Source organism: Comamonas koreensis (assembly GCF_021026195.1).
In the GTDB taxonomy this organism is placed as follows: Bacteria; Pseudomonadota; Gammaproteobacteria; order Burkholderiales; family Burkholderiaceae_C; genus Comamonas; species Comamonas koreensis.
In genome coordinates, this window is the sequence record NZ_JAJNCT010000030.1 from 143601 (window position 1) to 170343 (window position 26743).

25 protein-coding genes are annotated in these 26743 nt (G+C 65.9%); 12 read left to right on the plus strand and 13 right to left on the minus strand.

The features are described 5' to 3' along the window. Positions 1-629 precede the first annotated feature (629 nt). A complete protein-coding gene (locus LPW39_RS21310) occupies positions 630-2657 on the plus strand; it encodes an acetoacetate--CoA ligase (protein ID WP_230779988.1) in 2028 nt (675 codons plus the stop codon). A 206-nt stretch (positions 2658-2863) separates the two neighbouring features. Next, a complete protein-coding gene (locus LPW39_RS21315) occupies positions 2864-4060 on the plus strand; it encodes a multidrug effflux MFS transporter (protein ID WP_230779991.1) in 1197 nt (398 codons plus the stop codon). Between the two features lie 53 nt (positions 4061-4113). Here the strand turns inward: LPW39_RS21315 and LPW39_RS21320 are convergent, their stop codons facing one another. Beyond that, the gene (locus tag LPW39_RS21320) at positions 4114-4497 is read right to left on the minus strand and encodes a VOC family protein (RefSeq protein ID WP_230779993.1); all 384 of its coding nucleotides are present in this window, start codon (positions 4495-4497) and stop codon (positions 4114-4116) included. A 294-nt stretch (positions 4498-4791) separates the two neighbouring features. Here LPW39_RS21320 and LPW39_RS21325 point away from each other — a divergent pair, with 294 nt between their 5' ends. Further along, a complete protein-coding gene (locus LPW39_RS21325) occupies positions 4792-5748 on the plus strand; it encodes a DMT family transporter (RefSeq protein WP_230779996.1) in 957 nt (318 codons plus the stop codon). A 14-nt stretch (positions 5749-5762) separates the two neighbouring features. Here LPW39_RS21325 and LPW39_RS21330 read toward each other — a convergent pair whose 3' ends face one another. Further along, positions 5763-6710 (minus strand): LysR family transcriptional regulator, encoded by a 948-nt coding sequence (locus LPW39_RS21330; protein ID WP_230780000.1) that lies wholly within the window; start codon positions 6708-6710, stop codon positions 5763-5765. Positions 6711-6832: 122 nt separating this feature from the next. Here LPW39_RS21330 and LPW39_RS21335 point away from each other — a divergent pair, with 122 nt between their 5' ends. The 4 genes from LPW39_RS21335 (at position 6833) to LPW39_RS21350 (ending at position 11956) form a co-directional block, all read left to right on the plus strand. Continuing rightward, the gene (locus LPW39_RS21335; protein WP_133856256.1) at positions 6833-7543 is read left to right on the plus strand and encodes a pirin family protein; all 711 of its coding nucleotides are present in this window, start codon (positions 6833-6835) and stop codon (positions 7541-7543) included. Between the two features lie 65 nt (positions 7544-7608). Then, positions 7609-8304, plus strand: coding sequence for a hydrolase (locus LPW39_RS21340; RefSeq protein WP_230780003.1), 696 nt, complete (start codon positions 7609-7611; stop codon positions 8302-8304). 63 nt (positions 8305-8367) lie between these two features. After that, positions 8368-10266 carry an amidohydrolase gene (locus tag LPW39_RS21345; RefSeq protein WP_230780006.1) on the plus strand — a complete coding sequence of 633 codons (1899 nt, stop codon included), beginning with the start codon at positions 8368-8370 and terminating at the stop codon, positions 10264-10266. Between the two features lie 46 nt (positions 10267-10312). Next, complete coding sequence (locus LPW39_RS21350; RefSeq protein WP_230780009.1) at positions 10313-11956, plus strand: MFS transporter; 1644 nt, start codon at positions 10313-10315, stop codon at positions 11954-11956. A 107-nt stretch (positions 11957-12063) separates the two neighbouring features. On the opposite strand, the gene LPW39_RS21355 is transcribed toward LPW39_RS21350, so the two are convergent. Further along, on the minus strand, positions 12064-13101 hold the full coding sequence (locus LPW39_RS21355; RefSeq protein WP_407928892.1) for a phosphotransferase family protein: 1038 nt from the start codon (positions 13099-13101) through the stop codon (positions 12064-12066). After that, positions 13098-14330, minus strand: a complete 1233-nt coding sequence (locus LPW39_RS21360) for an acyl-CoA dehydrogenase family protein (protein WP_230780012.1) — start codon at positions 14328-14330, stop codon at positions 13098-13100. The genes LPW39_RS21355 and LPW39_RS21360 overlap by 4 nt, the downstream gene beginning before the upstream one ends. A gap of 156 nt (positions 14331-14486) precedes the next feature. On the opposite strand from LPW39_RS21360, the gene LPW39_RS21365 reads away from it, so the two are divergent. After that, positions 14487-15284 carry a tyrosine-protein phosphatase gene (locus LPW39_RS21365; protein WP_230780015.1) on the plus strand — a complete coding sequence of 266 codons (798 nt, stop codon included), beginning with the start codon at positions 14487-14489 and terminating at the stop codon, positions 15282-15284. Between the two features lie 45 nt (positions 15285-15329). Then, positions 15330-16304 (plus strand): hypothetical protein, encoded by a 975-nt coding sequence (locus LPW39_RS21370; RefSeq protein WP_230780017.1) that lies wholly within the window; start codon positions 15330-15332, stop codon positions 16302-16304. A gap of 9 nt (positions 16305-16313) precedes the next feature. On the opposite strand, the gene bla is transcribed toward LPW39_RS21370, so the two are convergent. Then, positions 16314-17222 (minus strand): class A beta-lactamase, encoded by a 909-nt coding sequence (gene bla, locus LPW39_RS21375; protein WP_230780020.1) that lies wholly within the window; start codon positions 17220-17222, stop codon positions 16314-16316. Between the two features lie 125 nt (positions 17223-17347). Beyond that, entirely contained in the window at positions 17348-17995 is a 648-nt protein-coding gene (locus LPW39_RS21380; protein WP_230780022.1) for a PadR family transcriptional regulator, read from the minus strand. 173 nt (positions 17996-18168) lie between these two features. Between LPW39_RS21380 and LPW39_RS21385 the strand changes: the two genes are divergently transcribed. Together LPW39_RS21385 and map are read left to right on the plus strand one after the other, a co-directional pair. Further along, on the plus strand, positions 18169-18399 hold the full coding sequence (locus LPW39_RS21385; RefSeq protein WP_230780023.1) for a ParD-like family protein: 231 nt from the start codon (positions 18169-18171) through the stop codon (positions 18397-18399). Continuing rightward, positions 18396-19190, plus strand: a complete 795-nt coding sequence (gene map / locus LPW39_RS21390) for a type I methionyl aminopeptidase (protein ID WP_230780025.1) — start codon at positions 18396-18398, stop codon at positions 19188-19190. Before LPW39_RS21385 ends, map begins: the two co-directional genes overlap by 4 nt. Positions 19191-19193: 3 nt before the next feature. On the opposite strand, the gene LPW39_RS21395 is transcribed toward map, so the two are convergent. After that, the gene (locus LPW39_RS21395; protein WP_230780028.1) at positions 19194-20030 is read right to left on the minus strand and encodes a DUF4261 domain-containing protein; all 837 of its coding nucleotides are present in this window, start codon (positions 20028-20030) and stop codon (positions 19194-19196) included. Between the two features lie 129 nt (positions 20031-20159). On the opposite strand from LPW39_RS21395, the gene LPW39_RS21400 reads away from it, so the two are divergent. Further along, positions 20160-20633, plus strand: coding sequence for an RDD family protein (locus LPW39_RS21400; protein ID WP_230780032.1), 474 nt, complete (start codon positions 20160-20162; stop codon positions 20631-20633). A gap of 33 nt (positions 20634-20666) precedes the next feature. Here LPW39_RS21400 and LPW39_RS21405 read toward each other — a convergent pair whose 3' ends face one another. Genes LPW39_RS21405 through LPW39_RS21430 form a run of 6 tightly spaced genes read right to left on the minus strand, consistent with a single transcriptional unit; the run spans position 20667 to position 26641 of the window. Further along, positions 20667-21812: a M20 family metallopeptidase gene (locus tag LPW39_RS21405; protein ID WP_230780035.1), complete on the minus strand. Its 1146-nt coding sequence runs from the start codon at positions 21810-21812 to the stop codon at positions 20667-20669. A gap of 40 nt (positions 21813-21852) precedes the next feature. Further along, positions 21853-22731: an alpha/beta hydrolase gene (locus LPW39_RS21410; protein WP_230780038.1), complete on the minus strand. Its 879-nt coding sequence runs from the start codon at positions 22729-22731 to the stop codon at positions 21853-21855. 31 nt (positions 22732-22762) lie between these two features. Further along, the gene (locus LPW39_RS21415; protein ID WP_230780050.1) at positions 22763-23767 is read right to left on the minus strand and encodes an ABC transporter ATP-binding protein; all 1005 of its coding nucleotides are present in this window, start codon (positions 23765-23767) and stop codon (positions 22763-22765) included. Then, positions 23764-24741 carry an ABC transporter ATP-binding protein gene (locus LPW39_RS21420; protein WP_230780053.1) on the minus strand — a complete coding sequence of 326 codons (978 nt, stop codon included), beginning with the start codon at positions 24739-24741 and terminating at the stop codon, positions 23764-23766. The genes LPW39_RS21415 and LPW39_RS21420 overlap by 4 nt, the downstream gene beginning before the upstream one ends. Further along, positions 24741-25667: an ABC transporter permease gene (locus LPW39_RS21425; protein ID WP_021028175.1), complete on the minus strand. Its 927-nt coding sequence runs from the start codon at positions 25665-25667 to the stop codon at positions 24741-24743. The genes LPW39_RS21420 and LPW39_RS21425 overlap by 1 nt, the downstream gene beginning before the upstream one ends. Beyond that, positions 25667-26641: an ABC transporter permease gene (locus LPW39_RS21430; RefSeq protein ID WP_230780056.1), complete on the minus strand. Its 975-nt coding sequence runs from the start codon at positions 26639-26641 to the stop codon at positions 25667-25669. The genes LPW39_RS21425 and LPW39_RS21430 overlap by 1 nt, the downstream gene beginning before the upstream one ends. Between the last annotated feature and the right edge of the window lie 102 nt (positions 26642-26743).

Below are 26743 nucleotides of genomic sequence, written 5' to 3' on the forward strand. Positions count from 1 at the left end.
GCCAAACCAGCGCTTGCTGGGAATTAACATCAGTGCTTAACGCGCCAGGCGGCACGAAAGCTGACCCATCGGGCTTTGCGGCCCCCGCATTGCCGCTGTTCTACAGGGCAAAAAAGGGGATGACAACCGAGCGCCAGGGAGCGACGATTGGGAACCCGAGCCTATCGACTAAGTTCCGGCGTGGATGCTTTATTTTGTGACCAATGCAGTGCAATTGCATGCATCTTGTAGTCACCTTGCAGCGCTGCGTCCTTTGGACGCAGCACGCGGGCTCCTCGCCGTCCATCCCCTCTGCCTTGCCTGGCTCCTGGGTCTGCGCCCGGGGCCTCTGCCTGCGCTGCACGACATGCAGCACCTGCGTGGTGATGATCGCTTGCAGGCAGGTCAGCGCTGTGTAGGAATAGACGAAAGGCGCCCGTCAGTACCAGGGCGCGAATTGTGCCAGCAAGCCAATCGCTGCGCCGGCAAAGGGCTTGAGCAGGCTGACAAAAAATAACATTGCATAGCAGCAGCGGCGGGGCCATCCCTGTGAAAAGCATTCCCTGCTGCCAGGGTGACAGCTTGCGTGCTTCCCCTCGTGCAAGCGGGCCCTGCTTTGCGTACGCTCGGCAAAAGCTCTCTCATCTGCCATGACCACCTCTGCCGCCTCCCCCCTGCCCCAGATCCAGCACTACGAGCAATGGCTCGCCCAGCAGCACGGCCTGCGCTTTGATGACTACGAGGCCCTGCACGCCTGGTCGGTGGCGCATCTGGCCGATTTCTGGCACAGCATCTGGGACTACTACCAGCTTGAATCGCCTACGCCCATCACCGAGGTGCTGAGCGCCGATCCGATGCCCGATGCGCGCTGGTTCAGCGGCGCCCAGGTCAGCCTGCCGCGCCAGCTGCTGCGCCACACGGCAGCGGCCGAGCAAGCCGGCGTGCCGGCCATCGTCAGCGACAACGAGCTGGGCCAAGTGCGCGAGATGGCCTGGCCCGAGCTGCAGCGCCAGGTGGCTTCAGTGGCAGTGGCGCTGCGCAGCCTGGGCATTGGCCGGGGCGACCGCGTGGCCGCCTATATGCCCAATATTCCCGAGACGGTGGTCGCCATGCTGGCCTGCGTCAGCCTCGGCGCGGTCTGGAGCGTCTGCGCCCCCGACATGGGCGTGGCTGCCGTGGTGGACCGCTTCAAGCAGATCGAGCCCAAGGCCTTGATCGCCGTTGATGGCGTGTACTACGGCGGCAAGCCGCTGGACCGCAGTGCTGTGGTGCAGTCCTTGCTGGCCGAGCTGCCCACGGTGCAGTACTGCCTGACCGTGCAGACCCCTTATGCCGCCGCCCCGCTGGGCAGCCGCCACTGGGACTGGGCCACCACCGGCCAGGATGCGCAGGCCGTGGCCCTCTTCGAGCCCGAATGGCTGCCGTTTGACCACCCAATCTGGATCGTCTACTCCAGCGGCACCACCGGCCTGCCCAAACCCATCGTGCACGGCACCGGCGGCATCCTGCTGGCCTTGCATGTGGCGGGGTTGCACAACGACCTGGGCGCCAGCTACAGCGACAGCCATGCCGGCGAGCGCTTTCTCTGGTACAGCTCCACCGGCTGGGTGATGTGGAACATCCAGGTCAGCGGCCTGCTGTTTGGCACCACGATCACCATCTTCGACGGGCATCCGGCAGGCAGCAGCAGCCAGCCCGACTGGGGGGTGCTGTGGCGTTTTGCGGCCCGGCACCGCACCACCATCTTTGGCGCAGGGGCCGCCTATTACAGCAACTGCATGAAAGCCGGCCTCGACGTAGGCGCCATCCCGGGCCTGCAGCAGGTGCGCACCTTGGGCAGCACCGGATCGCCGCTGGCACCCGAGGTGCAACGCTGGGGCAGTGCCCAGCTGCAGGCTGCAGGGGCCGGTGAGGTGTTCTGGTGCAATATCTCGGGCGGTACCGATTTCTGCGGCGCCTTCATCGGCGGCAACCGCAGCCTGCCCCAGGCACCCGGCCGCATGCAGTGCCGCTGGCTGGGCCATGCGGTCGAGGCCTGGAACGAGCAGGGCCAGCCCGTGCGCGACGAGGTCGGCGAGCTGGTCTGCACCAAGCCCATTCCGTCGATGCCGCTGTACTTTTGGAACGACCCGGGCAAGCAGCGCTACCTGGACAGCTATTTCGACCACTGGCCCGGCATCTGGCGCCACGGCGACTGGATTCAGATCAACAGCGACGGCAGCTGCGTGATCTATGGCCGCAGCGATGCCACCATCAACCGCCAGGGCCTGCGCATGGGCACCAGCGAAATCTACAACGCGATCGAGGCGCTGCCCGAGGTGCAGGATTCGATGGTCATCGACCTGGAGTACCTGGGCCGCGACAGCTATATGCCGCTGTTTGTGGTGCTGCGCGGGGGACTGGTGCTGGATGCCGCCCTTCAGGACCGCATCGCGCAGGCGATACGCACCGCGCTGTCGCCCCGCTTTGTCCCCGACACCATCGTGCAGGTGGCCGAAGTGCCGCGCACCCTCACCGGCAAAAAGCTGGAGCTGCCGATCAAGAAGTTGCTCCTGGGCCAGCCTGCTGGCAAGGTGCTGAACCCCCAGACCATGGCCAACCCCGGCTGCCTGCCCTGGTACGAGGCCTATGCCGCCCGGCATCTGGCACAGCACAGCGCGCAGACCGCCACCCCCTAGCCGGCACGGGGGCAGAGGCAGGTGCTGCCAAGCAGCCTTGCAACGGACGATGGCGGCGGCCTGGTGCAATAATGCCAATCCATCTCGATGCACACGCTGCATCCGGCCTGGGTGCCTGAACCCTCGCGTTCCGCACCCACAGGCCTTTTCCGACACCGAACCCTATGAACGACCGCAGGCCCATGGCCTGCGTGTCTGTAACGCGTATGTCTTCAGCCATCTCCCTGCGCCTGGTTTTCATCCTGGGCCTGCTATCGGCCATTGGCCCTTTTGCCATCGACATGTACCTGCCGGCGCTGCCGCAGATTGGCGCCAGCCTGCAAGCGCCCGTCGGTGCCGTGCAAGCCAGCCTAACGGCCTTCTTCCTGGCGCTGGGCGTGGGCCAACCGCTGTTTGGCACCCTGGCGGATATGTGGGGCCGCAAGAAGCCGCTCTACCTGGGCCTGGCCATTTTTGTGCTGGCCAGTGTCGGCTGCGCGCTGGCGCAAGATATTCACACCCTGGTGGTGCTGCGCTTTATCCAGGGCCTGGGTGCGGCTGCGGGCATGGCGATTCCGCGTGCGGTGGTGCGCGATCTGCACACCGGCCACGAGGCCGCGCGCATGATGTCGCTGCTGATGCTGGTCTTCAGTGTCTCGCCCATCCTCGCGCCGCTGGCCGGCAGCGGGGTGATTGCGGTCGGCGGCTGGCGCATGGTGTTCTGGGTGGTGGCCGCTGCCGCCCTCATCGGCATGGCCGCGATGGCGCGTGGCCTGCCCGAGACCCGCGCGGCAAGCCATGGGGTGGACAGCAGCCTGGGCGGCGTGCTCAAGGCCTATGGCCTGCTGCTGCGTGACTGGCACTACCTGGGGCTGGTGTTCATCGGCGCCTGCGCGATGGCCGGCTTCTTCGTCTACCTGGCGGGTTCGCCCTTTGTGCTGATCAACCACTATGGCCTCAGCACCACGCAGTACAGCATGGCCTTTGCGTTCAATGCGATTGCGTTCATTGGTGCGGCGCAGTTCACCGGCATGCTGGGCAAACGCTTTGGCCTGGTGCCCGTTGTTAAACTGGCCGCCAGCGCCAGCGGCGTGGTGATGTGCTGCCTGCTGGCCTATTACTTGATGGGCGGCGACCAGCTCGCCGTGTTGATTGGCCTGTACTTTGTTGCCAGCGGCTTGATGGGCCTGGTGATCCCGACGACCTCGGTGCTGGCGCTGGAGGCGCATGGCCAGATCGCCGGCACCGCATCGGCCTTGCTGGGCACCCTGCAGATGCTGACCGGTGCGATCGCCATGCAGATTGTGGGCGTGTTCTCCAGCGGCAAGCCGCTGCCGATGGTGGTGGGCATGGCCACCGGCGCACTGTGCGGCGTGCTGCTGACCTGGATCACCTTGGGCGGCCAACGCGGCGCAAAGGTCTGACACCCGCCAACGAAAAACGCCCCGCAGCTGCGGGGCGTTTTTACGGGGGCGGATTAGACCTTGGGCTGGCGGTAGGCCAGGCAGAGCTTGTTGCCGTCCGGGTCGCGCAGGTAGGCCAGGTACAGGGCCGCAGGGCCTTCGCCGCGCCAGCCGGGTGGGTCTTCACAGGCCACGCCGCCATGGGCCACACCCACGGCATGGGCCTTGTCGACCTGCTCGGTGCTGCTGGCGGCAAAGCCGGTGGTGCTGCCATTGCCGATGCTGGCTGCCTCGCCATTGATGGGGGTGCTGACGCTGAAGGTGCCGCCATTGGCGCGCCAGAAATAGCGGTTCTTGTTGGCGGCACCCGGGGGCACGCCCAGCTCGGCGAGGAAGGCGTCGTAGAACTGGCGTGATTTCTCCAGATCGCTGGTGCCGAGCATGATGTGGCTGAACATGGGTGTCTCCTTGCAGGGTGGGAAAAAACGGTGGGGAAAGATCGGGCAGCCGCCACTATAGCGGCGCTGCCAGGCGGCTGAAAACGCACGCTTGTCGCGCAGTATCCACCATCATCGCTGCCGGTTTGCAGCCAGCACACAACAGTGCCTGGCTGCGCAGCGGCTGCTGTTTAGCCCCTGGCCCTGGTCATGTGTCGCCCGCCTGCCAACCACAAAGCACGCACAGTCGCTATAGTCGCCCCCGGGCCTGCTGGGGTGCGTTGCGCGTGCCCGGTTCGGCCGGGCAATCCACACATGAATTTACAAAATACCTTCGGCCCGCAGGCCGCCTCGCACCTGCGTTTGATCGGCATGGCCTTGCTCTGGGGCGCCTCCTGGCCCAGTGGCCGCATCGTCGCCCAGCACATGCCGCCACTGGCAGCGTCAGGCCTGCGTTTTGTGCTGGCCGCCGTGGTGCTGCTGGTCTGGCTCTATGCCGCAGGCGGCATGGGCGGGCTCAGGCAATGGCCGCCCAAGCGCTGGCTCGGCATGGTGGCCGCTGCAGCCACCGGCGTGTTTGGCTACGCCGCCTGCTTTTTGAGCGGCCTGCAGTACCTGCCCGCCAGCAAGGCGGCGCTCGTCATCACGCTCAACCCGGTGCTCACCTTGCTGCTGGCCGCCTGGATCTTTCGTGAGCGCATCAACCGCACCATCGCGCTGGGCATGGCGCTGGCAGCGCTGGGGGCCGTGCTGGTCATCTCGCACGGCGATCCGGCCCAGCTGCTGGCCGGCGGCCTGGGCCAAGGCGAGCTGCTGATCCTGGGCTGCGTGGCCTGCTGGGTCAGCTACACCTTGCTGGGCCGGGCGATTTTGGCCGGGGTCGATGCGCTGTCCACCACTGCGGTCACCGCAACCATCGGCGCGGTCATGCTGCTGGCCGCAAGCCTGGTCGCCGAAGGGCCGCAGGGCATGGCCCAGGCCTTCAATGCCGGCCTGCCCGCCTGGGGCGCGCTGCTGTTCCTGGCCTGGGGTTCCACGGCGCTGGCTTACGCCTGGTACTTTGATGGCGTCAAGGCGCTGGGCGCCGGTGCCGCATCCGGCTACATCACCCTGGTGCCGGTGATTGGCGTGGCCTGCTCGGCCCTGTGGCTGGGCGAGCAGATCGATGCATCGATGCTGGCCGGCGGTGCGATGGCCATCGCTGGCACCGTGGTGATGAACTGGGGCCGGCGCACACCGCGTGCGGTGGCGGCTGCAGCGGCAGCGCGCTAAAGGCCTATCTCTCCTCAGACCGCCAGTGGGTCCTCGTTCAGCTGCGGCGGCAGCTCCGCCCAGGGCTCGTGGATGAACTGCTGGGCCGCGTAGTCCATGAAGGCCTGCACGCGCGCGGGCCGGCTGCGGCCCGGCGGGGTGACGATGTTCAGCGACAGCACATCGGCCTCCCAGCCCGGCATGGCGGTCTGCAGGCTGCCATCGCGTAGCTCCTGCCACACCAGAAACGAGGGCTGCAAGGCCAGGCCCATGCCAGCCAGCAGCGCCGGTTGCAGCGCCTCAGCATTGTTCACCTGCATCTGTATCGGCATTACCTGCGTGTACTCGCCATGCCGCGCATGGCGAAAGCGCCAGCTGGTGCCATAGCGCGCCAGGCTGTACTGCAGGCCCTTGTGCTTGGCCAGATCGCGCGGGTGCACCGGGCGGCCATAGCGCTCGAAGTAGGCCGGCGACCCCACCAGCAAGATGCGCACCTTGCACAGGGTGCGCGCAATCAGGCTCGAATCGCTCAGGTTGGCAATGCGCAGCGCCAGGTCGAAACGGTCGCGGATCAGGTCCACCTGCTCGTCGGCAAAGTGCAGGTTCAGCTCCACATCCGGGTGCATCGCCATGAACCGGGGCAGGATCGGCGACAGCCGCGCAATGCCGAACGACATCGGCGCGGCAATGCGGATCTGGCCGCGCAGGCTGGTGGATCGGTCGGTGATGTCGGCCTCCACCGCCTCGCCCTCCTGCAGGATGCGCGTGGCCCGCTCCAGCGCGCTGCTGCCGGCGTCCGTCAGTGCCATGCGGCGCGAGGTGCGGTGGAACAGGCTGGTCTTCATGCGGCCCTCCAGCCGCGTGATGGCCTTGGACACCGTTGCCTGCGACAGCGCCAGCTCGGCAGCGGTGCGCGCGAACGATCCGGTCTCGGCCACCTTCGCAAAAATCGCCCAGGCCTCCAGGTCAGGCAGCTTGCTCATCGCTTCATCGCTTTCTCTATCACATCAAATATGGAATGAATGCTTTTCTATATTTTCTATTTTAATCATATTCAAGGCGACCTACACTTTCTTCATCGACGACAAAACACCTGGAGAAAGACATGATTGAACGACGCAGCTTTGACAGCCTGGGCGGTGCCAACCACGGATGGCTCGATGCCAAGCACCACTTCTCTTTTGCAGACTACCGTGACGCCCAGCGCGTGAACTGGGGCGCTCTGCGGGTCTGGAACGATGACACCATCGCCCCCCAAACCGGCTTCCCACCACACGGCCATGCCGACATGGAAATCATCACCTATGTCCGTGAAGGTGCCATCACCCACGAAGACAGCCTGGGCAACCGGGGCCGCACCGAAGCCGGTGATGTGCAAGTGATGAGCGCCGGCAGCGGCGTGCGCCACTCGGAATACAACCTGGAGTCCACGACGACCCGCATCTTCCAGATCTGGATCCTCCCCGACCGCCAAGGCGACAAGCCCAGCTGGGGTGCCAAGCCCTTCCCCAAGGGCGACCGCAGCGGCAAGTTTGTGACCCTGGCCAGCGGCATGGACGGTGATGGCGATGCGCTGCCGATCCGTGCCAATGCCCGGGTGCTGGGTGCCACGATCAAGGCGGGTGAGAGCCTGGACTACGGTTTCGAACATGCCGACCGCTATGGCTACCTGGTCCTTGCCAAGGGCAGTGCCTCGGTCAACGGTGTGGCGCTGTCCAACCGCGATGGTGCCGCCATCCATGGCGAAACCACGATCCGCATCACTGCCACGGAAGACACCGAAATCGTGCTGGTGGATGCACCGGCCCTGAACTAAGTCAGCCCAGATTCCTTTTAAACACACGCCTTCCCCGTTTTTTCACTTTTCCAAGAGCACGCACCATGACCAACAAGCCATTCCTCGAAGTCCTGACCCCCGCCAACAGCCAGATGATCTTCATCGACCAGCAGCCACAGATGGCTTTTGGCGTGCAGTCCATCGACCGCCAGACCCTGAAGAACAACGTGGTGGGCCTGGCCAAGGCGGCCAAGGTGTTTGGCGTGCCGACCACCCTCACCACGGTGGAGACCCACAGCTTCTCGGGCCACACCTACCCAGAGCTGCTGAATGTGTTCCCCGGCAACCCCATCCTGGAGCGCACTTCGATGAACTCCTGGGACGACCAGAATGTGCGTGATGCGCTGGCCGCCAACGTCGCCAAGGGCCACAAGAAGATCATCGTCTCCGGCCTGTGGACCGAGGTCTGCAACACCACCTTTGCCCTGAGCGCCATGCATGAAGCCGGCTACGAGATCTACATGGTGGCCGATGCCTCGGGCGGCACCTCGCTCGAAGCGCACAACCAGGCCATGCAGCGCATGGTGCAGGCCGGTGTGGTGCCCGTCACCTGGCAACAGGTGCTGCTGGAATGGCAGCGTGACTGGGCCAAGCGCGAGACCTATGACGCGGTGATGGACATCGTGCGCGAACACTCCGGTGCCTACGGCATGGGCGTGGACTATGCCTACACGATGGTGCACAAGGCGCCAGAGCGTGCACAGCACGGCAACACCATCGGCCCCAAGCCCGCTGTTTAATTGCTTTTAGGGGGCAGCGCCCCCGCCTGCCGCCCCTCACCATCCACCACGCACGCCACCGCCATGACCACCTCCAGCCCCGACACCATTTTTCACAACGGCCGCTTCACCACCTTGAACAAGGCCCAACCCACGGCCAGTGCCGTGGCCATCCGCGATGGCAAGTTTGTCGCGGTGGGCAGTGATGCCGAGGTGCTGGCGCTGGCCGGCAGCGGCACCCGCAAGGTTGACCTGCAAGGCCGCAGCGCGCTGCCGGGTCTGTTCGACAACCATACCCATGTGATTCGCGGCGGCCTGAACTTCAACATGGAGCTGCGCTGGGATGGGGTGCGGTCGCTCGCCGATGCGCTGGAGATGCTGCGCCAGCAGGTGGCAATCACGCCAGCGCCGCAGTGGGTGCGCGTGGTGGGCGGTTTTACCGAGCACCAGTTTGTCGAAAAGCGCCTGCCGACCCTGGCCGAGATCAATGCGATTGCGCTGGACACCCCCGTGTTCCTGCTGCACCTGTATGACCGCGCGCTGCTCAACGCCGCTGCGCTGCGCGCCGTGGGCTACCACCGCGACACGCCCCAGCCACCGGGCGGCGAGATTGTGCGCGACAGCCAGGGCAACCCGCAGGGCCTGCTGCTGGCCAAGCCCAATGCCACCATCCTCTATTCCACCCTGGCCAAGGGCCCCAAGCTGCCCTTCGAGTACCAAGTCAACTCCACGCGCCACTTCATGCGCGAGCTCAACCGCCTGGGCGTGACCGGTGTCATCGACGCCGGTGGTGGCTCGCAGAACTATCCCGATGACTACCAGGTCATCGAAGAGCTCAACCAGCAAGGCCAGATCACCGTGCGCCTGGCCTACAACCTGTTCACGCAAAAGCCCAAGGAAGAGAAGGACGACTTTCTGCAGTGGACGCAGTCGGTCAAGTACAAGCAGGGCAACGACTACTTCCGCCACAACGGCGCCGGCGAGATGCTGGTGTACTCGGCGGCCGACTTTGAAGACTTTCGCCAGCCCCGCCCCGACATGCCCCCGCAGATGGAGACCGAGCTGGAAGATGTGGTGCGCGTGCTGGTCCAAAACCAATGGCCCTGGCGCCTGCATGCCACCTATGACGAGACCATCAGCCGCGCGCTCGATGTCTTCGAAAAGGTGCACCAGGAAACCCCCATCGACGGCCTGAACTGGTTCTTTGACCATGCCGAAACCATCTCCGACCGCTCGATCGACCGCATCGCCGCGCTCGGCGGCGGCATTGCCGTGCAGCACCGCATGGCCTACCAGGGCGAGTACTTTGCCGAGCGCTATGGCCACAAGGCGATGGAAGCCACGCCGCCCGTGAAGAAGATTCTGGAAAAAGGCGTCAAGGTCTCCGCAGGTACCGATGCCACCCGCGTGGCCTCGTACAACCCCTGGGTGTCGCTGTCCTGGATGGTGACCGGCAAGACCGTCGGCGGCATGCAGATGTACCCCGAGCGCAACCTGCTCGACCGCGAAACCGCGCTGCGCATGTGGACCGAGAACGTGGCCTGGTTCTCCAACGAGGAAGGTGCGCGTGGCCGCATCCAGGTGGGCCAGTTTGCCGACCTGATCGTGCCGAGCAAGGACTATTTCCAGGTGCCCGAGGATGAAATCTCCTTCCTTACCTCGGACCTGACCGTGGTCGGTGGCCGGGTGGTGTATGGCGCAGGCAGCTTTGCCCGCCATGACGACAACCCCCTGCCCCCCGCGATGCCCGACTGGTCGCCCGTGCGCCGCTTTGGTGGCTATGGCGCCTGGGGCGAGCCCGAAGGTGCCGGCAAACACTCGCTGAACCCCGCCCGCTACCGCAGCCTGGCTGCTGGCTGCGGTTGCGGCAGCCACTGCGGCATGCACGGCCACCAGCATGCCGATGCCTGGGCCTCCAAGGTGCCGGCCTCTGACATGCAAGGCTTCTTTGGCGCGCTGGGCTGCTCCTGCTGGATGTCCTGAGCGGTCTGCCCACCCGTTTTTAAATTCTGCTGATCCGAGACCTGCCATGAACCACCCCCATCCCGACCATCCCCCGGCGCAGCCCGCTGCCCCGGCCCAGCCTTCCGGCGGCGGCTTTGCCCCCTTGCAGCAAAAGCTGTTTGCCGTGCTGTGGATTGCCACCGTCGTCGGCAACACCGGCAGCTTTGTGCGCGATGTGGCCAGCGCCTGGCTGATGACCGACCTCTCGCCCTCGCCAACGGCAGTCGCGCTAGTGCAGGCGGCAGCCTCGGCCCCGGCCTTTTTGCTGGCGATACCGGCAGGCGTGCTGTCCGACATCCTGGACCGCCGCAAGTTCCTGATCGCCATCCAGGTGCTGCTGGCCTGCGTCAGCATTACCTTGATGACCCTGTCGGCGATGGGCATGCAGACGGTGGGCTCGCTGGTGGCACTGACCTTTCTGGGTGGCATTGGCGCCGCGCTGATGGGCCCGACCTGGCAGGCCATCGTGCCCGAGCTGGTCGCCAAGCGTGACCTCAAATCAGCGGTGGCGCTCAACTCGCTGGGCATCAATATTGCCCGCGCCATTGGCCCGGCTTTGGGTGGTGTGGTGCTGGCCGGCCTGGGTGCCTCGGTCACCTACGGGGTGGATGTGATCAGCTACGCCTTTGTGATTGCCGCACTGCTGTGGTGGCCCCGGCCCAAGGCCGAGCAGGACGACCTGAGCGAACGCTTTGCAGGCGCCTTCCGTGCCGGCCTGCGCTATGCCCGCTCCAGCCGTGAGCTGCATGTGGTGCTGCTGCGTGCCTTCCTGTTCTTTGCACTGGCCAGCTCGGTCTGGGCGCTGCTGCCCCTGGTGGCCCGCCAGCTGCTGGGCGGTGGTGCCGGCTTCTACGGTGTGCTGCTGGGCGCCGTCGGTGTCGGTGCCATTGGCGGTGCCTTCCTGCTGCCCAAGCTGCGTGCCCGTCTGTCGTCCGATGGCCTGCTGCTGATGTCGGCCCTGGTGTCGGCGGCCGTGATGGCCTTCCTGGCGGTGTCGCCACCCCAATGGGCTGCCGTGCTGGCACTGCTGCTGCTGGGCCAGTCCTGGATCACCGCGCTCACCACGCTCAACGGTGTGGCCCAGGCCATTCTGCCCAACTGGGTGCGGGGCCGTGCGCTGGCCGTCTACCTGACCGTGTTCAACGGCGCGATGACCTTCGGCAGCCTGAGCTGGGGCTTTACCGCCAAGGCCCTGGGGGTGCCCAGCACCTTGCTGGCGGGTGCTGCCGGCCTGGTTGTGATGGGCCTGATTGCCCACCGCATCAAACTGCCCGAAGGCGAGGCCGACCTGGTGCCATCCAACCACTGGCCCGAGCCGCTGACCGCCCACCCGGTCGACAAGGACCGGGGCCCGGTGATGATCCAGATCCGCTACCAGGTGGCCAAGGAGAACCACGCACCCTTCCTCAAGGCCCTCGCCCGCCTGTCAGCCGCCCGCCGCCGCGATGGCGCCTATGCCTGGGGCATCGTGCAGGACACCGCCTCCGAGGACCACTTCATGGAGTGGTTCCAGGTGGAATCCTGGGCCGAGCACCTGCGCCAGCACAAGCGGGTCACCCATAGCGATGCCGATGTGCAAAGCGAAGTGGCGCAGTACCACCAAGGCAGCGAACCCCCGGTGGTCCAGCATTTCCTGTCGGTGAACGACCCCGCCCAAGGCCATGCCTGAGCATTGAATCCAGCCACCCAGGCGGCCCACCGGCCGCCTGGGTGATGCGGTTGAAACGGGCCTGCACGCCGCCGCTGCCGCCGGGCGTGCAGCCGCCTCAAAGCCGATCAGCCGCGCTCAAAAGCCTGTGCACATTGCCAGCCCAGCGCTGCCAGCGGGCCGGCCTTGGCGCCGGTGGCCACCGCATCGGCGGCCGCGGCCGTGCCATCGGCAGCGCGCTGCGCAATGCCGTAGAGGATGGCGGCCATGCGGAACAGGTTGAAGGCCAGGTAGTACTCCCACAACGGGCCCGGGTCGCGGCCCGTGCGCTCGGCATACAACGCCAGGTAGGCGCGCTCGTCAGGGATGCCCAGCGCCGCCAGGTCGCAGCCGCCCATGCCGCGCCACAGCGCAGGCGGCACGCGCCAGGCCATGCCGTGGTAGGCCAGGTCGGCCAGCGGATCGCCCAGGGTGGACAGCTCCCAGTCCAGCACGCCAATGATCTGCGGCTCGCTGCGGTGCCAGACGAGGTTGTCCAGCCGGTAGTCACCATGCACCAGGGTGGTCTCTTCAGCCTTAGGCAGGTGCTGGGGCAGCCAGTCCATCAGCTGCTGCATCGCAGGGTGGATGGGCACGCGCAACTGCTGGGTCTGCTGGCTCCAGCGCCTGGTCTGGCGCGCCACATAGCCGCCCGGGCGGCCATAGCTGCCCAGGCCCAGCGCGGCCGGGTCCAGCTGGTGCAGCGCGGCAATCACGCGGTTCATCTCGCCATACAACGCGGCGCGCTCGGCAGGTTCCATGCCGGGCAAGGCCGGGTCCACCAGCACCCGGCCGTCCAGAAAATCCATCAGGTAAAACGGCGTACCCAGCAGCTCGGCATCGTCGCAATAGGCCAGCATGCGCGGCACAGGCACCGCCGTGCCGGCCAGGGCCTGCATCACCTGGTGCTCGCGGTCAATCGCGTGGGCACCGGCCACCAGGCTGCCCGCGGGCTGCTTGCGCAGCACCATCTGCCGCCCGCCCAGCTGCAGCTTGTAGGTGGGGTTGGACTGGCCGCCCGCCAGCACGCTGACGGCAACCGGCTCACCCTTCGACAGGCCCAGGCCGTGCAGATAGGGCTGCAGCCGCTGCGCCAACGCCTGCGGGCTGTGGCTGGCGGCGTTCACAGCGGGCGCGGTGCTGCGGGCACCGCCTGGATGATCGCGGGCACGCCGCGCTCGGCCTGTGCATCCTTCTCGGCCGCCTGCACCAGCTTGCGCGCCATGCTGAAGCGGTGCACTTCGCTGGGGCCGTCGTAGATGCGGAAGGCGCGCATGTCCATGAAGATGCGCATCACCGGGGTCTCCATGGTCACGCCCTGGCCGCCCAGGATCTGCACGCAGCGGTCCACCACGCGCCACTCGGCCTCGGAGCAGACCACCTTGGCCCGGCTCGATTCATAGCTGCCCTGCTCGCCCTGGTCCAGCAGCCAGGCGGTGTGCCAGATATGCAGGCGCGCGGTGTGCAAGTCCATGTCGTTGTCGGCCAGCATGAAGCCCACGCCCTCATGCGAGGACAGCGGCTTGCCAAAGGCCGTGCGGCGGCGGGCATAGGCCAGCGCCACATCCTGCGCACGCCGGGCCTGGCCCAGCCAGCGCATGCAATGCGTCAGCCGCGCGGGCGCCAGGCGCACCTGGGCATAGCGAAAGCCCTTGCCGACCTCGCCGAGGATGTCGCTGGCCGGCACGCGCAGCTGGTCAAAACGCAGCACGCCGTGGCCGCCGGTAAAGCACGCATCCATCGCATCCATCGAGCGCTCCAGCGTGATGCCGGGCTGGTCCATATCGCTCAGGAACATCGTGGCGCCGCCGTCTTCGGTGCGGGCCATGATGATGGCGTAGTCCGCCCCTTCGGCACCGGTGATGAACCATTTCTGCCCGCTGATCAGGTAGTCATCGCCATCGCGCACCGCCACCGTAGCCAGCGCCGCCGGGTCGGAGCCGGCACCCGGCGCGGGCTCGGTCATCGCAAAGCAGGAACGCAGCTGGCCCGCGACCTGCGGACGCAGCCAGCGCGCCTGCTGGGCCGGGGTGGCTACCGCCTCCATCAGGTGGATATTGCCTTCATCGGGCGCATGGATGTTGAGCGCCGTCGGGCCCAGCCAGGAGTAGCCGGCCTCTTCAAACACCACCGCCTTCTCGACGTGCGTCAGCCCCAGCCCACCCAGTTCGCGCGAGGCATGGGGCGTAAGCAGGCCGGCCGCGCGGGCGCGCTCCACCAGCTCGCGGCGCAGGGCCTCATCGGGGCCATGGCGGCTTTGCCGGGCATCGTTCTCCAGCGGGATCACCTGCTCGGCGATAAAGGCGCGGGTCTTGTCGCGCAGCGCCAGCAGCTCGGGGGACAGGGAAAAATCCATGGTGCGGTCTTCGGGTAAGGGGGCCTGCAAATGGTGCCATGCGCCGCGTGCCAGGCGGTCACAGTTGAGACAGAGCGGTCCGCTGCCGTAGCGCCGGGCCTGCCGATGACACCCTGGTGTCGTACCCCGGTCTTGCAGATGGGCTATAAACAAAGGATGCCCATCCAAGCCGAATCTGCAGCGCTTACCCCCGAGGCCACCGCTGAGGCCTATACCCGCCACCTGCCACTGGCGGGCACCACCAATTTCCGCGATCTGGGCGGCTACCAGGGCCTGGACGGCCGCACGGTGCGCTGGCGCAAGCTGTTCCGCTCCGACCACCTGGCCTTGCTCAGCCCCGCATCCCAACTGCAGCTGCTGCGCGAGCTGGGCGTGGCCCGCTCGGCCGATTTTCGCGGCCAGCGCGAGCAGACGGTGGACCACTATGCGATCGACGGCCTGCAGCACCACTCGCTGGCCATCGAGCCGACCCTGGTGCAGCGCGCCTTCAGCCTGATGCAGCAAGGCCAGCGTCTGACCCCCGCCCACACGGTGGAGCTGATGCAGGACACCTACCGCAGCTTCATCCACGACCATGCCGCGCCGTTTGCGCAGTTCTTCGAGATGCTGCTGGACAGCGATGCGCCCATCGTCTTCCACTGTACCGCCGGCAAGGACCGCACCGGCTGGGCCGCCACCTTGCTGCTGACCACCCTGGGCGTGCCCCAGGATGTCGTGCTGCAGGACTACCTGCTGACCAACGACTACTACCACCGCCCGGCCGAAGCCGTGGCCGCTGCCGCCCACATCCCCGAGGAAGTGCTGCAGGTGCTGTGGCGCGTGCAGGAGCCCTTCCTGACCGCCGCGATCCAGCCCGTGCTGCAGGACTACGGCAGTATCCCCAACTATATGGAAAAGGTGCTGGGCGTGGATGCAAAGGCACAGCAAAAGCTCGCGCAGATGTATCTGGAATAATCGGTTGTTCCTTCGACCCACGGCCATCCCGCTGGCCGCCCGCCGATGAACAATCTTCCCTCCTCCCCGCGCCCGCCGGGCGCCATCCCTTGGACACCCCGCCAGATCGCCTTGGCCAGCCTGCTGGTGCTGGCGGTGCTGCTGTGCTGGCTGCCGGCTTTTCAGACCATGGCCGACCGCTATGTGGATGACGGCCTGCAACGCTCCCTGCTCAGTTTTGCCACCGCCCGTGCGCTGCACAGCGTCGTCTCGGTGCTGCAGGGCACCGAACTGGCCGTGCAGCCCATGGGCGTGGGCCTGACCTTGACCCTGGGCCAGGTGCTGGCCCCCATCAGCGATCTGGTGGCGCAGTTTGCCGACTGGATGCTCTGGGCCAGCATCGCCTTTGGCCTGCAAAAGCTGCTGCTGTCCATGGGTGGCAGCTATGGTGTGACGGGGCTGCTCAGCCTCATCGCGCTGGCCTGGCTGCTGCTGCGCTGGCGCCAGCAGGCGGTGCCGACCTGGCTCAGCCGCTTGCTGGTGGTGCTGCTGTTCACCCGGCTGGTGATGCCCGTCACCATCATCGGCAGCGAGGCGCTGTTCCAGCACTTCATCGCACAGACCTACCAGGAAAACCAGATCGCCACCGAAGGCGCGGTGGGCCAGCTGCAGCAGTTTGATGTGCGCGCCCCGGCCAAGGCGCCCACTGCGGACGCGGCAACGCCGACACCGCCAACCAGCCCCGCCGTGGCGCCGTCATCCAGCCTGTGGGAGCGCTTCAAGCAATGGGGGCAGCAGGCCCAGCAATCGGCCAGCCAGGCGGCATCGGGGGTGCAGGATCTTGTGCGCAACCCGGGTGATGCGCTGCGCGACAAGCTCAGCGAGCTGCAGCAGCAGCTCGATCAGCAGGTGGAACGGCTCGTGACCTTGATGGTGGTGTTTGCGCTGCAGACCCTGGTGATACCGCTGGTGCTGGTCTGGGCGCTGCTGCAGCTGTGCAAGGGCTTGCTGGCCGGGCCACGCCAGCCAGCTACCAAATAGCCGCGTTGTTTACAGCGCAGCGTGCCATTGCGCAATCGCTGCGCCCACCTTGGCCATCACCTCGTCGCTTTGCGCGGTCGTGCGCTCGCCACCGGTCAGGTAGGCGGTGATGATCAGGCCTTCCGACGCCGCATTGGGCCAGGCGATCAGGCAATCGTTGGCAGTACTGTGGGCACCAGCACCGGTCTTGCCGCCCACGCGCCACTCCGATGGCAGGCCCGCGCGCACACGCTTGTCGCCGGTGCGGCTGTCGCTCAGCCATTGCTGCAGCATCGCGCGGCCATAGCCCTTGAGCACATCGCCCAGCAGCAGTGCCTGCAGGGTGGCCTGCATCGCACGCGGCGTGGTGGTGTCGCGCGGGTCGCCGGGCTCTGCCGTGTTGAGCAGCGGCTCGATGCGGTCCAGGCGCGTGGCCTTGTCGCCCAGGGTGCGCAGCCAGGCCGTCAAGGCTGCGGGCCCGCCGCTGGCGCGCAGCAGCAGGTTGGCGGCGACGTTGTCGCTCAGCACCACAATCGCCTCGCTCAGCTCCAGCAGGCTGATGCCACCGGGCTGGTCCTTGTACTTTTCCGTCACCGGCGCATAGGGCACCATGTCGGCCGAGGTCACCAGCACCTGCTGGCCCAGGTCCAGCGCACCGGTTTGCCCCAGGTACAGCACATGGGCAGCCAGCAAGGTCTTGAAGGTGCTGCACATCGGAAAGCGCTCATCGCTGCGGTAGCCGGCCTCGCCGCCGGTCTCGGCATCAAACGCATAAACGCCCAGGCGGCCACCGCTCTGGGCTTCAATCAGGGTCAGCGCCTTGTGCAGCGCACGGTCGGCACGGGGATGGGCAGACTGGCGGGATGCGCATCCGGCCAGGCCAAAAACGGAGCCGCTGCCCATTACCAGGGTGGCGGCTACAAAGTGGCGTCGTTGCATGGTCTTGCTCGGTAGAAGTTGTCATCCCGGAGGATGGATAGCTACCGAGCATACCCCGGCCCAGCGCCTGGCGACACGATATGGCGCAAGCTTTGCGGCGCCCGGGCAACAGGCCCGGAGCGCGCTCAGGCCTTTTCGATCTTCAGAGCGACCTCGTCGAGCAAAGCGGCAATTTTGTCGATCTGCTCGGCCGACAGTGCCGTCTCGCCGTCGCCGGCCATCTTCAGGCGCAGGGCCATCTTGAAGTTCTCGATCGCGCGCACCAGCTGCGGCGGGCGCTGGCGGGCATCGCGGTCCTTGCCTCGGGCCAGGCGCGTCAGCAGCAGCTGCAGTGCATCGGCTTGCTCGGCCAGGGCCTGCTCGCCTTCGGCGGTGATGGTGTAGCGCTTGCGGCCGCCTTCGGATTCGCTGGCCGTTGCATGGCCCATGTCCACCAGGTAGCTCAAGGTCGGGTAGATGGTGCCGGGGCTGGGCTGGTAGTCGCCGCCGACCAGCTCGCCCACGGCGCGGATCACGTCGTAGCCATGGCTGGGTTGCTGGCCAATCAAATGCAGCGCCAGCAGCTTGAGGCCGCCAGCCTCGAACATGCGCTCACGCTTGTGCGCCAGGTGGCGCGCAGCGTCCGGCCCGTGGCCATGGCCGTGCGGGCCGTGGCCCGGGCCATCGCCATGGTGGCGTGGGCCCCGGCCGGGCCCGCCCTCTTCGCCCATATGGCGTCCACGGGGGCTGTGCAGGTGATGGTGCTGCTGAAAGTGGTGATGGGGATGTGGCATCTGTGTTCCTTTACTAAGATGCATCTAAGATATATCTTTCAATCGAAGATTTCAAGCCGGTTTTTTGTAAAGATATATCTTTGTCGCCGTTACCGACAGCGCCACACAGACCGTGCATCAACGAAGAATATATAAGACATATACAATTCGCATATGTTTTATAGAGGATAGCCATGGGTATCGTCAAAATTTCCGACCCGATGCATGAGAACCTGCGGGTCGCGGGCGCGGCGCTGAGCCGCTCTATCAATGCACAGGCCGAGCACTGGATGCGGGTGGGCATGCTTGCCGAGATGTACCCCGATCTGGACCACCGGGCGATCTGCCAGGTGCTGGTGCAGGCGGAGCTGGACGGCGGCCTGGATATCCATTCGCTGGTGGCCAATGCAAGGATGGCGGCATGAAGCAGCACATCACGCCTGTGCATACCGCTAGCGAGCTGGCCAGTGCGCGCCAGGCCGCACAGCTGGCGGCCGAGGTGCTGGAGATGATTGCGCCCCATGTGGTGCCGGGGGTCAGCACCGCGGCGCTGGATGCCATTTGCCACGACTACATCGTGAATGTGCAAAAGGCGGTGCCGGCCAATCTGGGTTACCAGGACTACCCCAAGACCATCCTCACCTCGGTGAACCATGTCGTCTGCCACGGCATTCCGTCCGAGGACCAGATTCTGAAAAAGGGCGACATCGTCAACATCGATGTGGCCGTCATCAAGGATGGCTGGTTTGGTGACACCAGCCGCATGTACTTTGTCGGCACGCCCAGCATTCTGGCCAAGCGCCTGGTCGAGACCACCTATGAGGCGCTGCGCGCGGGGATTGCCCAGGTGCGGCCGGGCGCCACCTTAGGCGATATCGGCCATGCCATCGAGACGGTGGCCAAGCGCGCGGGCTTTGGTGTGGTGCGCGAGTTCTGCGGCCATGGCATTGGCCAGACCTACCACGATGCCCCGAATGTGCTGCACTACGGCAACCCGGGCGAGGGCCTGGTGCTGGAGGCCGGCATGCTGTTCACGATCGAGCCCATGCTCAATGCCGGCAAGCGCCAGGTCAAGACCTTGGCCGATGGCTGGACCGTCGTGACCCAGGACCATTCGCTGTCGGCGCAGTGGGAGCACATGGTGGCGGTGACGCCCGATGGCCATGAGGTGCTGACCACCTGGCCGAATGGCACCGGCAGCTACGCGCCGGTCTAAGCCTCAGTTCGCTTGGTCGGCCTCAGCAGTGGGCCGTGGATCAATATCCACCACCAGCCGCTCCGGCTCCACCAGCGCATCCAGGTGCTTGCAGGCCCATTTGCTGTGGCCATCGATGCCGGCCACCGTGTGGCCGTCGGCGATCACATCGCCGTGCTCGACCAGGTAGGCGCTGGTATTGAACACAAAGCGCGAGACTTCAGCAGGGTCCAGCTCGGAGAACAGCAGCTGCACATCGGGCACGCCAAAGGTGGCGCCGCCCAGGCTGTCCATCAGCATCTCGCCGGGGCGGTTGCTGATGTTGAAAAAGCGCACATTCACGACGCCGTAGTAGATAAAGCCGTCGGCATGGGCCTGCAGGTAGCGCTGCGGGTTCAGCAGGCAGCCGGCATTGGTCTGGCTGATCGCCGTGACGCCCCCGTTCTCGATCAGCACATGCATGACGGCCTGCAGAATCTCCAGCCGCTCAGGCACCGGCAGGCCCCGGCCCATGAACTCGCTCACCAGCACGCAGTGCTGGCACTGGGCCAGCGCACTCTCCTTCTCGGGCCAGTCCCAGGTCTGCTCCAGCGCGCTGGCGTAGTCCGAGGGGTCCATCGGCTCGCCTGCGCGGATGATTGCGATCTCGCTGGGCACCCCTTTTTTGTCGCTGTAGTCCACGCAGTAGTCGCGCAGCGCCAGCAAGATGGTGTCACCATCTGCGACCAGATCCACCGCGCCCAGGCGCTCGGCCAGTGCGGCGCACAGGGTTTCGCCATCCAGCATTGCGGGCTGGGCGTACAACGCTTCAAAGGCCCACATATCGGGGGCCATGCGGGGCTCGGGATGGGGTTGTTCCATTGGCGTGCCTGGGCAGTGAAAAGGGTCGCATTTTGCCATGCCAACACGACGCCTATAGCACCTGGGCTTTTGCCTCCAAGCCTATGATAGGCATTCACAATGAGAGAAACCAAACTAGGAGGAATCAAAATGGATAGCAACGATTTGGAGTATGTCGGCTTTTGGCCGCGCGTAGGGGCAGCGCTGATCGACTCGTTAGTGCTTCTGGTGCTCTTGATACCGGCGATCTACCTCGTGTACGGCTGGGAGTATTTTCTGGATGAGGCGCTGATAAAGGGCCCGGCCGATGTACTGATCAGCTGGGTGCTGCCAGCGGTGGCCTGCATCTGGCTGTGGGTCAAGCTGCGGGCCACGCCAGGCAAGATGCTGGTGGGTGCCGAGGTGGTGGACGCTACTACTGGCGAAACCATAAGCCTCAAGCAAGCGATCATCCGTTACTTGGGCTACTTCGTGTCAACCATTCCACTGTGCCTGGGTATCTTCTGGGTGGCCTTTGACCCGCGCAAGCAGGGCTGGCACGACAAAATTGCCGGCACGGTGGTGGTGCGCCGCAAGGGCGGACGCACCGCACAGGTAGCCTTCAAAGGGCAGCAGCCCGAATAAGACTGGCACCTCCTCAGTGCCAGCCTGGGCGCCTTAGTCCAGGTGGGTCAGCAGGTGCAGCCAGAAGCGCGCCCGCATCTCCAGGGTCGACACGAGGATGTGCTCGTACACCGTGTGGGCGCCGTCGCCGTCGGCGCCCAGGCCGTCCAGCGATGGCACGCCCATGGCCGAGGTGAAGTTGGCATCGCTGCCGCCGCCGGTGGGGGGCGCTTCTTCCAGTGCAAAGCCGGCTTCGCGGGCCGATTGCTGGGCCTTGGCCAGCAGCGCTTCGGCGCGTGCGTCCTTGACCATCGGTGGACGGTTCACTTCCACATCGATATCCAGCGCCATGCCTTCACCCACAGGGCGCAGTGCGCGCATCTTGCCCACCAGCTCATCGGCGGCCTGCAGATCGGGCAGGCGGAAATCGACCACGCATTTGCAGAAGGCCGGCACGGTGTTGGTGGTAGTGCCGCCTTCGATGGTGCCCACGCTCACGGTCACGCCACGCTGGTAGTCGGTCATCGCTTCCAGCGCCAGGATCTGGTGCGCCATTTCGCGGATCGCGCTGCGGCCCTTGTCATGGGCGACGCCGGCATGCGATGCCAGGCCCTTGACGCCCAAGCGCAGCATGCCGGTGCCCTTGCGTGCGGTCACGCAGCGGCCGCCATTGGCGCGGGCAGGCTCGGCCACCAGGCAGTAGCGGGCATTGCGGGCAAAGGCCTCGATGTGCTTGCGCGATGCGTGGCTGCCGGTTTCCTCGTCGGGCACGATCAGCAGGTCCACCGGCAGCGGGGTGCTGCCTGGCGTGGCCACGGCGCTCATGGCGGTCAGCGCCAGGTAGATGCCGGCCTTCATGTCGTAGCCGCCGGGTCCGTAGAGGCGGTCGCCTTCGATGCGGATCGGGTTGTCGGCCAGCATGCCGATGGGGTGCACGGTATCCGCGTGGCCCAGGATCAGCAGGCCTTCGCGGGTATCACCCTCGGCGCGGTTCGTGATGTGCAGCACCGGCAGCACCGGGCCGGGCGCATGCTTGCCTTCGGCCTGGGTCTCGATCACCGTGGCGCGCAGGCCAGCGGCTGCGGCCTGGGCGCGCATCATCTCGACCATGCGGGCGATCGACGCGGGGTTGTTCGATGGCGATTCGCAGCGCATCCATTCCGAGATGCCGTCCACCAGTTGTTGCGTTGTTGCTTGCATGCTTGTTCCTTGGGTCTTGTCGAAAAGTGATAGAGCTTGGTCAGGCGGTGACGCGGCCGGCCCAGGGGGCCAGCCAATCGGCATCGGGCATGCGCCCCTCAAACCATAGGTGGGCGCAGACATGGCTCATGGCCTCGCCATCGTGGCCGATGCCTGCGACCTCATGCAGCTGCCAGGCCAGCGGCATGCCCAGCCGGGCCGCTGCCTGCAGGCCGGCTGCGTAGTAGTGGCGGGCACGGGCAAAGCGGTGCGGGCCCTGGCGCAGCGCGGCGGGCTCGGCCGGCAGGTTGGGGTCCTGGGTATCGGTGTCGCGGTCGCCCGCCAAAATAACCAGCGGGGTGCGCAGCAGCCGGGACAGCGCCCCATCGGCCAAGCCAATGCCGGCCAGGCCTTGCGGAAAGTCCTGCTGGGCATCGGGCAAGGTGTACCAGCCCGGGTTGCCCGCCGCCACGCCGGCAAAACCGTCGGCGCCCAGGGTGCTGACCAGGCGGTGCACAAACTGGCCGCCGGCCGAATGGCCAAACAGGTAGAGCGGCTGCTGCTGCACCACCCCGGCATCGCGCAGCTGCCGGGCCAGGTTCATCACCGCCTGGTAGGCCCAGTAGTCACGCGGCTGCAGGTCGCCCTCTTCGCTCCAGACGCTGCCGTTGTTGTAGCTCTCCACCCCCGGCCAGTGCGCGTTGCCAAAGGTCGGCGCGATGATCTGCAGGCCATAGCGGTCCGCAGCGGGCATCCAGAAGTCGCGGTAGTCGTCGCCATTGCGCAGCACGCCGTGCTGCACCAGCACCACCGGCGCATCGGCGGCCACGCCTTCGGGGCGGTAGCAGTTCAGGGTGATCGGCAGGTAGAGCGCGCCGTCACCGGCTTGCCAGTCGATGGCAAAACGGCCGTGCTGCCGGGTAAAACGTTGCCAGTCCATGCGGTGGTGTTCCTTGTAGCCGTCCAGGCGATCAGTCCAACAAATGGCAGGCGGTCACATGGCCGGCTGCCGTCTCGCGCAGGCGTGGCACCTCCTGCTTGCAGCGCTCCATCGCATGCGGGCAGCGCGGGTGGAAGGTGCAGCCCGAAGGTGGGTTCAGCGGCGAGGAGATCTCGCCCTTGATAGGAGTGAACACGCGCTTGCGCCGGCCCACATCGGGCACCTCGGCCAGCAGCGCCTGGGTGTAGGGGTGCTGGGCCTGGCCAAAGATCTCGGCGGTGGGCGCCATCTCGACGATCTTGCCCAGGTACATGATGGCCACCTTGTCGGAGATGTGGCGCACCACGCCCAGGTCATGGCTGATGAACAGGTAGGTCAGGCCGCGCTGGGCGCGCAGGTCCATGAACAGGTTGATCACCTGCGCCTGGATGGACACATCGAGTGCCGCCACCGGCTCGTCGCAGACCAGGAACTCCGGCGTCACCATCAGCGCGCGGGCAATGCCGATGCGCTGGCGCTGGCCACCGGATATCTGGTGCGGCAGGCGGGTGCGGTACTCGCTGGCCAGGCCCACTTCGGCCAGCGCCGCATCGACCTTGCCAGGCACCTCGGTCGCAGGTGCCAGCTTGTGCACATGCAGTGCCTCGCCCAGGATCTGGTGCAGCTTCTGGCGCGGGTTGAGCGAAGCCTGCGGGTCCTGGAACACCATTTGCACGCCCAGGGTGTAGGCCAGCTTGTCCTGGCCGCCCAGCTGGCTCACATCCTGGCCCTGGTAAAGCAGCTGGCCTTCGGTCGCAGGGTGCAGGCCGGCCACAACGCGGCCCAGGGTGGACTTGCCGCAACCGGATTCGCCCACCAGGCCCAGCACCTCGCCCTTGGCGATCTGCAGGTTGACGCCGTTGACGGCATGCACGGTGCGCGTCTGCGCGGGCTGCCGGGCGACGGCGCCGACGATTTTCTGCAGCAGATCGGGAGCGCTGACAAAGCGCTTGTGCACATCGCGCAGTTCAATCACAGGGGTAGTCATCGCGGTCATGCGGCAGGTGCCTCCAGCGGTACAAAGCAGCGGAATGCGCGGCCGGGAATGGTAGTGACGGGGGGCTGCTCATCAACGCAACGCGGGGTGGCGCGGCCGCAGCGCGGCGCAAAGGCGCAGCCGGGCACGCGGCCCGACAGGCTGGGCGCCATGCCATTGATCTGCGTGAGCCGCTCGCCCGGCGTGGCCTGGGCGGGCAGCGAGTTGAGCAGGCCCTGGGTGTAGGGGTGGCGCGGGGCATCCAGCACCTCGGCGACGGTGCCGGTCTCGACAATGCGGCCGCCATACATCACCGCCACCCGGTCGGCCAGCTCGGCAATCACGCCCAGGTCGTGGGTGATCCAGATCAGTGCCGTGCCCTGGGCCTGGCAGATCTGCTGCATGCGGTAGAGGATCTGGCCCTGGATGGTGACATCCAGCGCCGTCGTGGGCTCATCGCAGATGATCAGGTCGGGGCGGTTGAGCATCGCAATCGCAATCGCCACGCGCTGGCGCATGCCGCCTGAGAACTCATGCGGGTAGCTGCGCAGGCGCTTCTCCGGTGCGGGAATGCCGACCATGGCCAGCGCCTCCACGCAGCGCTGCAGCGCCTGCGCCTTGGGCAGCTTCTGGTGCGCGTCGATGGCTTCGAGCATCTGCTCTTCGATGCGCAGCACCGGGTTGAGCGTCATCAGCGGATCCTGGAAGATCATCGCGATGCGGTCGCCACGCAGCTTGCGCATGGACTCGGCCGACAGCTTGCGCAGATCCTGGCCCTTGAACAGCACCTTGCCCTGGGTGACTTCACCGGGAGCATCGATCATGCCGAAGATGGAGAAGCCGGTGACCGATTTGCCCGAGCCGGATTCACCGACCAGGCCCAGGATTTCACCCGCCTCCAGGCGGATATCGATGTCGCTGACGGCGGGCCATGCGCCCTCTTCGGTGTGGAACACCGTCTGCAGATCTTGTACTTCAAGCAAAGGGATAGTCATTACTTCCTCGGGTCCAGAGCTTCACGCAGGCGGTCGCCGATCAGGTTGATCGACAGGATCAGGGCCAGCAGCGCCAGGCCGGGGAACATGCTGATCCAGTAGTCACCCGACATCAGGTACTGAAAGCCGTTGGCAATCAGCAGACCCAGCGAGGGCTCGGTGATCGGCACCCCCACGCCCAGGAAGGACAGGGTGGCTTCGAGCACGATGGCATTGGCAATCTGGATGGTGGCAAACACCATCACCGGGCCCATGCAGTTGGGCAGCAGGTGGCGCGTCATGATGCGCCAGCCGGGGAAGCCCAGGTTCTTGGCCGCCTCAATGTATTCCTTCTTGCGCTCCTGCAAGGCTCGGCCGCGCATGATGCGCGCGTAATGCGCCCACTGCACCAGCACGATGGCGATCACCACCTTGTCCACGCCCCGGCCCAGAATGGCCAGCAGCACCAGCGCCACCAGGATGGTCGGAAAGCCAAGGATGAAGTCGACGATGCGCATCAGCACGGTATCGACCCAGCCGCCAAAATAGGCCGCAACCAGGCCCACCAGGCTGCCGATGATGGTGGCGAGCACCACGGCGCTCAGGCCCACCATCAGGCTGATGCGCAGGCCATGCAGAATGGCCGAGAGCATGTCGCGGCCCTGGTCGTCGGTGCCCAGCCAGTAGGTCATGCCCGAAGCGGCTTCGGACATGGGCTTGAGGCGGCCGTCCATCAGGTCGAGCGCGCCCAGGTCATAGGGGTTTTGCGGCGACAGAAACGGCGCCAGCAGCACCACGGCCAGCAGCAGCACGAGGGCGATCACCGCACCCTTGACGGAGGGCTTGCTGCGCAGTTTCTTCAGGATGGCACGCCGCTGGGGCGTGTCTTGCAGGGGCTGGGCCCGCTTGCTGGGATCGATGGTCATCAGGGATTTATCGGGCTGCATCATTGGGCCTCCTGCAGCTGTACGCGCGGATCCAGCACGGCATAGGCCAGGTCCACCAAGAGGTTGATCATCACGAAGATGAAGGTGACCAGCATCACATAGGCCACCACGACCGGGCGGTCGAGCTTGTAGATGCTGTCAATCAAAAGCTTGCCCATGCCGGGCCAGGCGAACACGGTCTCGGTGATGGTCGAGTAGGCGATCAGGGTGCCGAACTCCATGCCAATCACGGTGACCACGGGGATGAGGATGTTGCGCAGGATGTGGCGGGTCAGGATGCGGCGCTCGCTGATGCCCTTGGCGCGCGCGAACTTCACATACTCCTGGGTCTTGGCCTCCATCACGCCGGTGGCGGTAAGCCGCAGCACCAGCGCGATATTGCCCAGCGCCAAGTTGATGGCCGGCAGCATCACATGGCTCCAGCCATCGGCGGTGAACAGCGACAGCGGCACGCCCAGCACATTCACCGTGTCACCCCGGCCCGACGACGGCAGCCATTGCAGCCAGACGGCGAACATCAATATCAGCATCATGCCCTGCCAGAAGTTGGGCAGCGAAAAGCCCAGCACCGAGCCGCCCATCAGGCTGCGGCCCAGTGGCTTGTCGTTGAAGAGGCCGGCCACCAGGCCCAGCGGAATGCCGATCAGGCAGGTCAGCCCAATGGCGACCACGACCAGCTCGAAGGTCGCGGGAAAGCGCTGCACGATCAGCTCGATCGCGGGGATGCCATGCACAAAGGAGGTGCCCAGATCACCCTGGAAGGCGCGGGTCAGAAAACTCCAGTACTGCAGCCAGACCGGCAGGTCCAGCCCCAGGCGCTTGATCATCGCCAGGCGGTCTGCATCGCTGGCCTCGGCGCTCACCAGCAGCTCGATGGGGTCGCCCACCGCGTAGACCGCCATGAACACCACCAGCGAGACCGCCAGCAGCACCAGAAAACTTTGCACCATGCGGCGCAGGATATAGACGATCACATTACGTCCTCAAAATTAGAATGCCATGCGCTGTCACCTGCATGGTTGTCGCCCTCTGTGGAGTCTTTTCATCGTGGGGCGTACAAAATCACAAAGCCCGCA

What these genes read in the sequence shown, in the direction of transcription:
- LPW39_RS21310 (WP_230779988.1), top strand. Translation starts at nt 630, where the DNA reads ATGACCACCTCTGCCGCCTCCCCCCTGCCCCAGATCCAGCACTACGAG.
- LPW39_RS21315 (WP_230779991.1), top strand. Translation starts at nt 2,864, where the DNA reads ATGTCTTCAGCCATCTCCCTGCGCCTGGTTTTCATCCTGGGCCTGCTA.
- LPW39_RS21320 (WP_230779993.1), bottom strand. Translation starts at nt 4,497, where the DNA reads ATGTTCAGCCACATCATGCTCGGCACCAGCGATCTGGAGAAATCACGC.
- LPW39_RS21325 (WP_230779996.1), top strand. Translation starts at nt 4,792, where the DNA reads ATGAATTTACAAAATACCTTCGGCCCGCAGGCCGCCTCGCACCTGCGT.
- LPW39_RS21330 (WP_230780000.1), bottom strand. Translation starts at nt 6,710, where the DNA reads ATGAGCAAGCTGCCTGACCTGGAGGCCTGGGCGATTTTTGCGAAGGTG.
- LPW39_RS21335 (WP_133856256.1), top strand. Translation starts at nt 6,833, where the DNA reads ATGATTGAACGACGCAGCTTTGACAGCCTGGGCGGTGCCAACCACGGA.
- LPW39_RS21340 (WP_230780003.1), top strand. Translation starts at nt 7,609, where the DNA reads ATGACCAACAAGCCATTCCTCGAAGTCCTGACCCCCGCCAACAGCCAG.
- LPW39_RS21345 (WP_230780006.1), top strand. Translation starts at nt 8,368, where the DNA reads ATGACCACCTCCAGCCCCGACACCATTTTTCACAACGGCCGCTTCACC.
- LPW39_RS21350 (WP_230780009.1), top strand. Translation starts at nt 10,313, where the DNA reads ATGAACCACCCCCATCCCGACCATCCCCCGGCGCAGCCCGCTGCCCCG.
- LPW39_RS21360 (WP_230780012.1), bottom strand. Translation starts at nt 14,330, where the DNA reads ATGGATTTTTCCCTGTCCCCCGAGCTGCTGGCGCTGCGCGACAAGACC.
- LPW39_RS21365 (WP_230780015.1), top strand. Translation starts at nt 14,487, where the DNA reads ATGCCCATCCAAGCCGAATCTGCAGCGCTTACCCCCGAGGCCACCGCT.
- LPW39_RS21370 (WP_230780017.1), top strand. Translation starts at nt 15,330, where the DNA reads ATGAACAATCTTCCCTCCTCCCCGCGCCCGCCGGGCGCCATCCCTTGG.
- bla (WP_230780020.1), bottom strand. Translation starts at nt 17,222, where the DNA reads ATGCAACGACGCCACTTTGTAGCCGCCACCCTGGTAATGGGCAGCGGC.
- LPW39_RS21380 (WP_230780022.1), bottom strand. Translation starts at nt 17,995, where the DNA reads ATGCCACATCCCCATCACCACTTTCAGCAGCACCATCACCTGCACAGC.
- LPW39_RS21385 (WP_230780023.1), top strand. Translation starts at nt 18,169, where the DNA reads ATGGGTATCGTCAAAATTTCCGACCCGATGCATGAGAACCTGCGGGTC.
- map (WP_230780025.1), top strand. Translation starts at nt 18,396, where the DNA reads ATGAAGCAGCACATCACGCCTGTGCATACCGCTAGCGAGCTGGCCAGT.
- LPW39_RS21395 (WP_230780028.1), bottom strand. Translation starts at nt 20,030, where the DNA reads ATGGAACAACCCCATCCCGAGCCCCGCATGGCCCCCGATATGTGGGCC.
- LPW39_RS21400 (WP_230780032.1), top strand. Translation starts at nt 20,160, where the DNA reads ATGGATAGCAACGATTTGGAGTATGTCGGCTTTTGGCCGCGCGTAGGG.
- LPW39_RS21405 (WP_230780035.1), bottom strand. Translation starts at nt 21,812, where the DNA reads ATGCAAGCAACAACGCAACAACTGGTGGACGGCATCTCGGAATGGATG.
- LPW39_RS21410 (WP_230780038.1), bottom strand. Translation starts at nt 22,731, where the DNA reads ATGGACTGGCAACGTTTTACCCGGCAGCACGGCCGTTTTGCCATCGAC.
- LPW39_RS21415 (WP_230780050.1), bottom strand. Translation starts at nt 23,767, where the DNA reads ATGACCGCGATGACTACCCCTGTGATTGAACTGCGCGATGTGCACAAG.
- LPW39_RS21420 (WP_230780053.1), bottom strand. Translation starts at nt 24,741, where the DNA reads ATGACTATCCCTTTGCTTGAAGTACAAGATCTGCAGACGGTGTTCCAC.
- LPW39_RS21425 (WP_021028175.1), bottom strand. Translation starts at nt 25,667, where the DNA reads ATGCAGCCCGATAAATCCCTGATGACCATCGATCCCAGCAAGCGGGCC.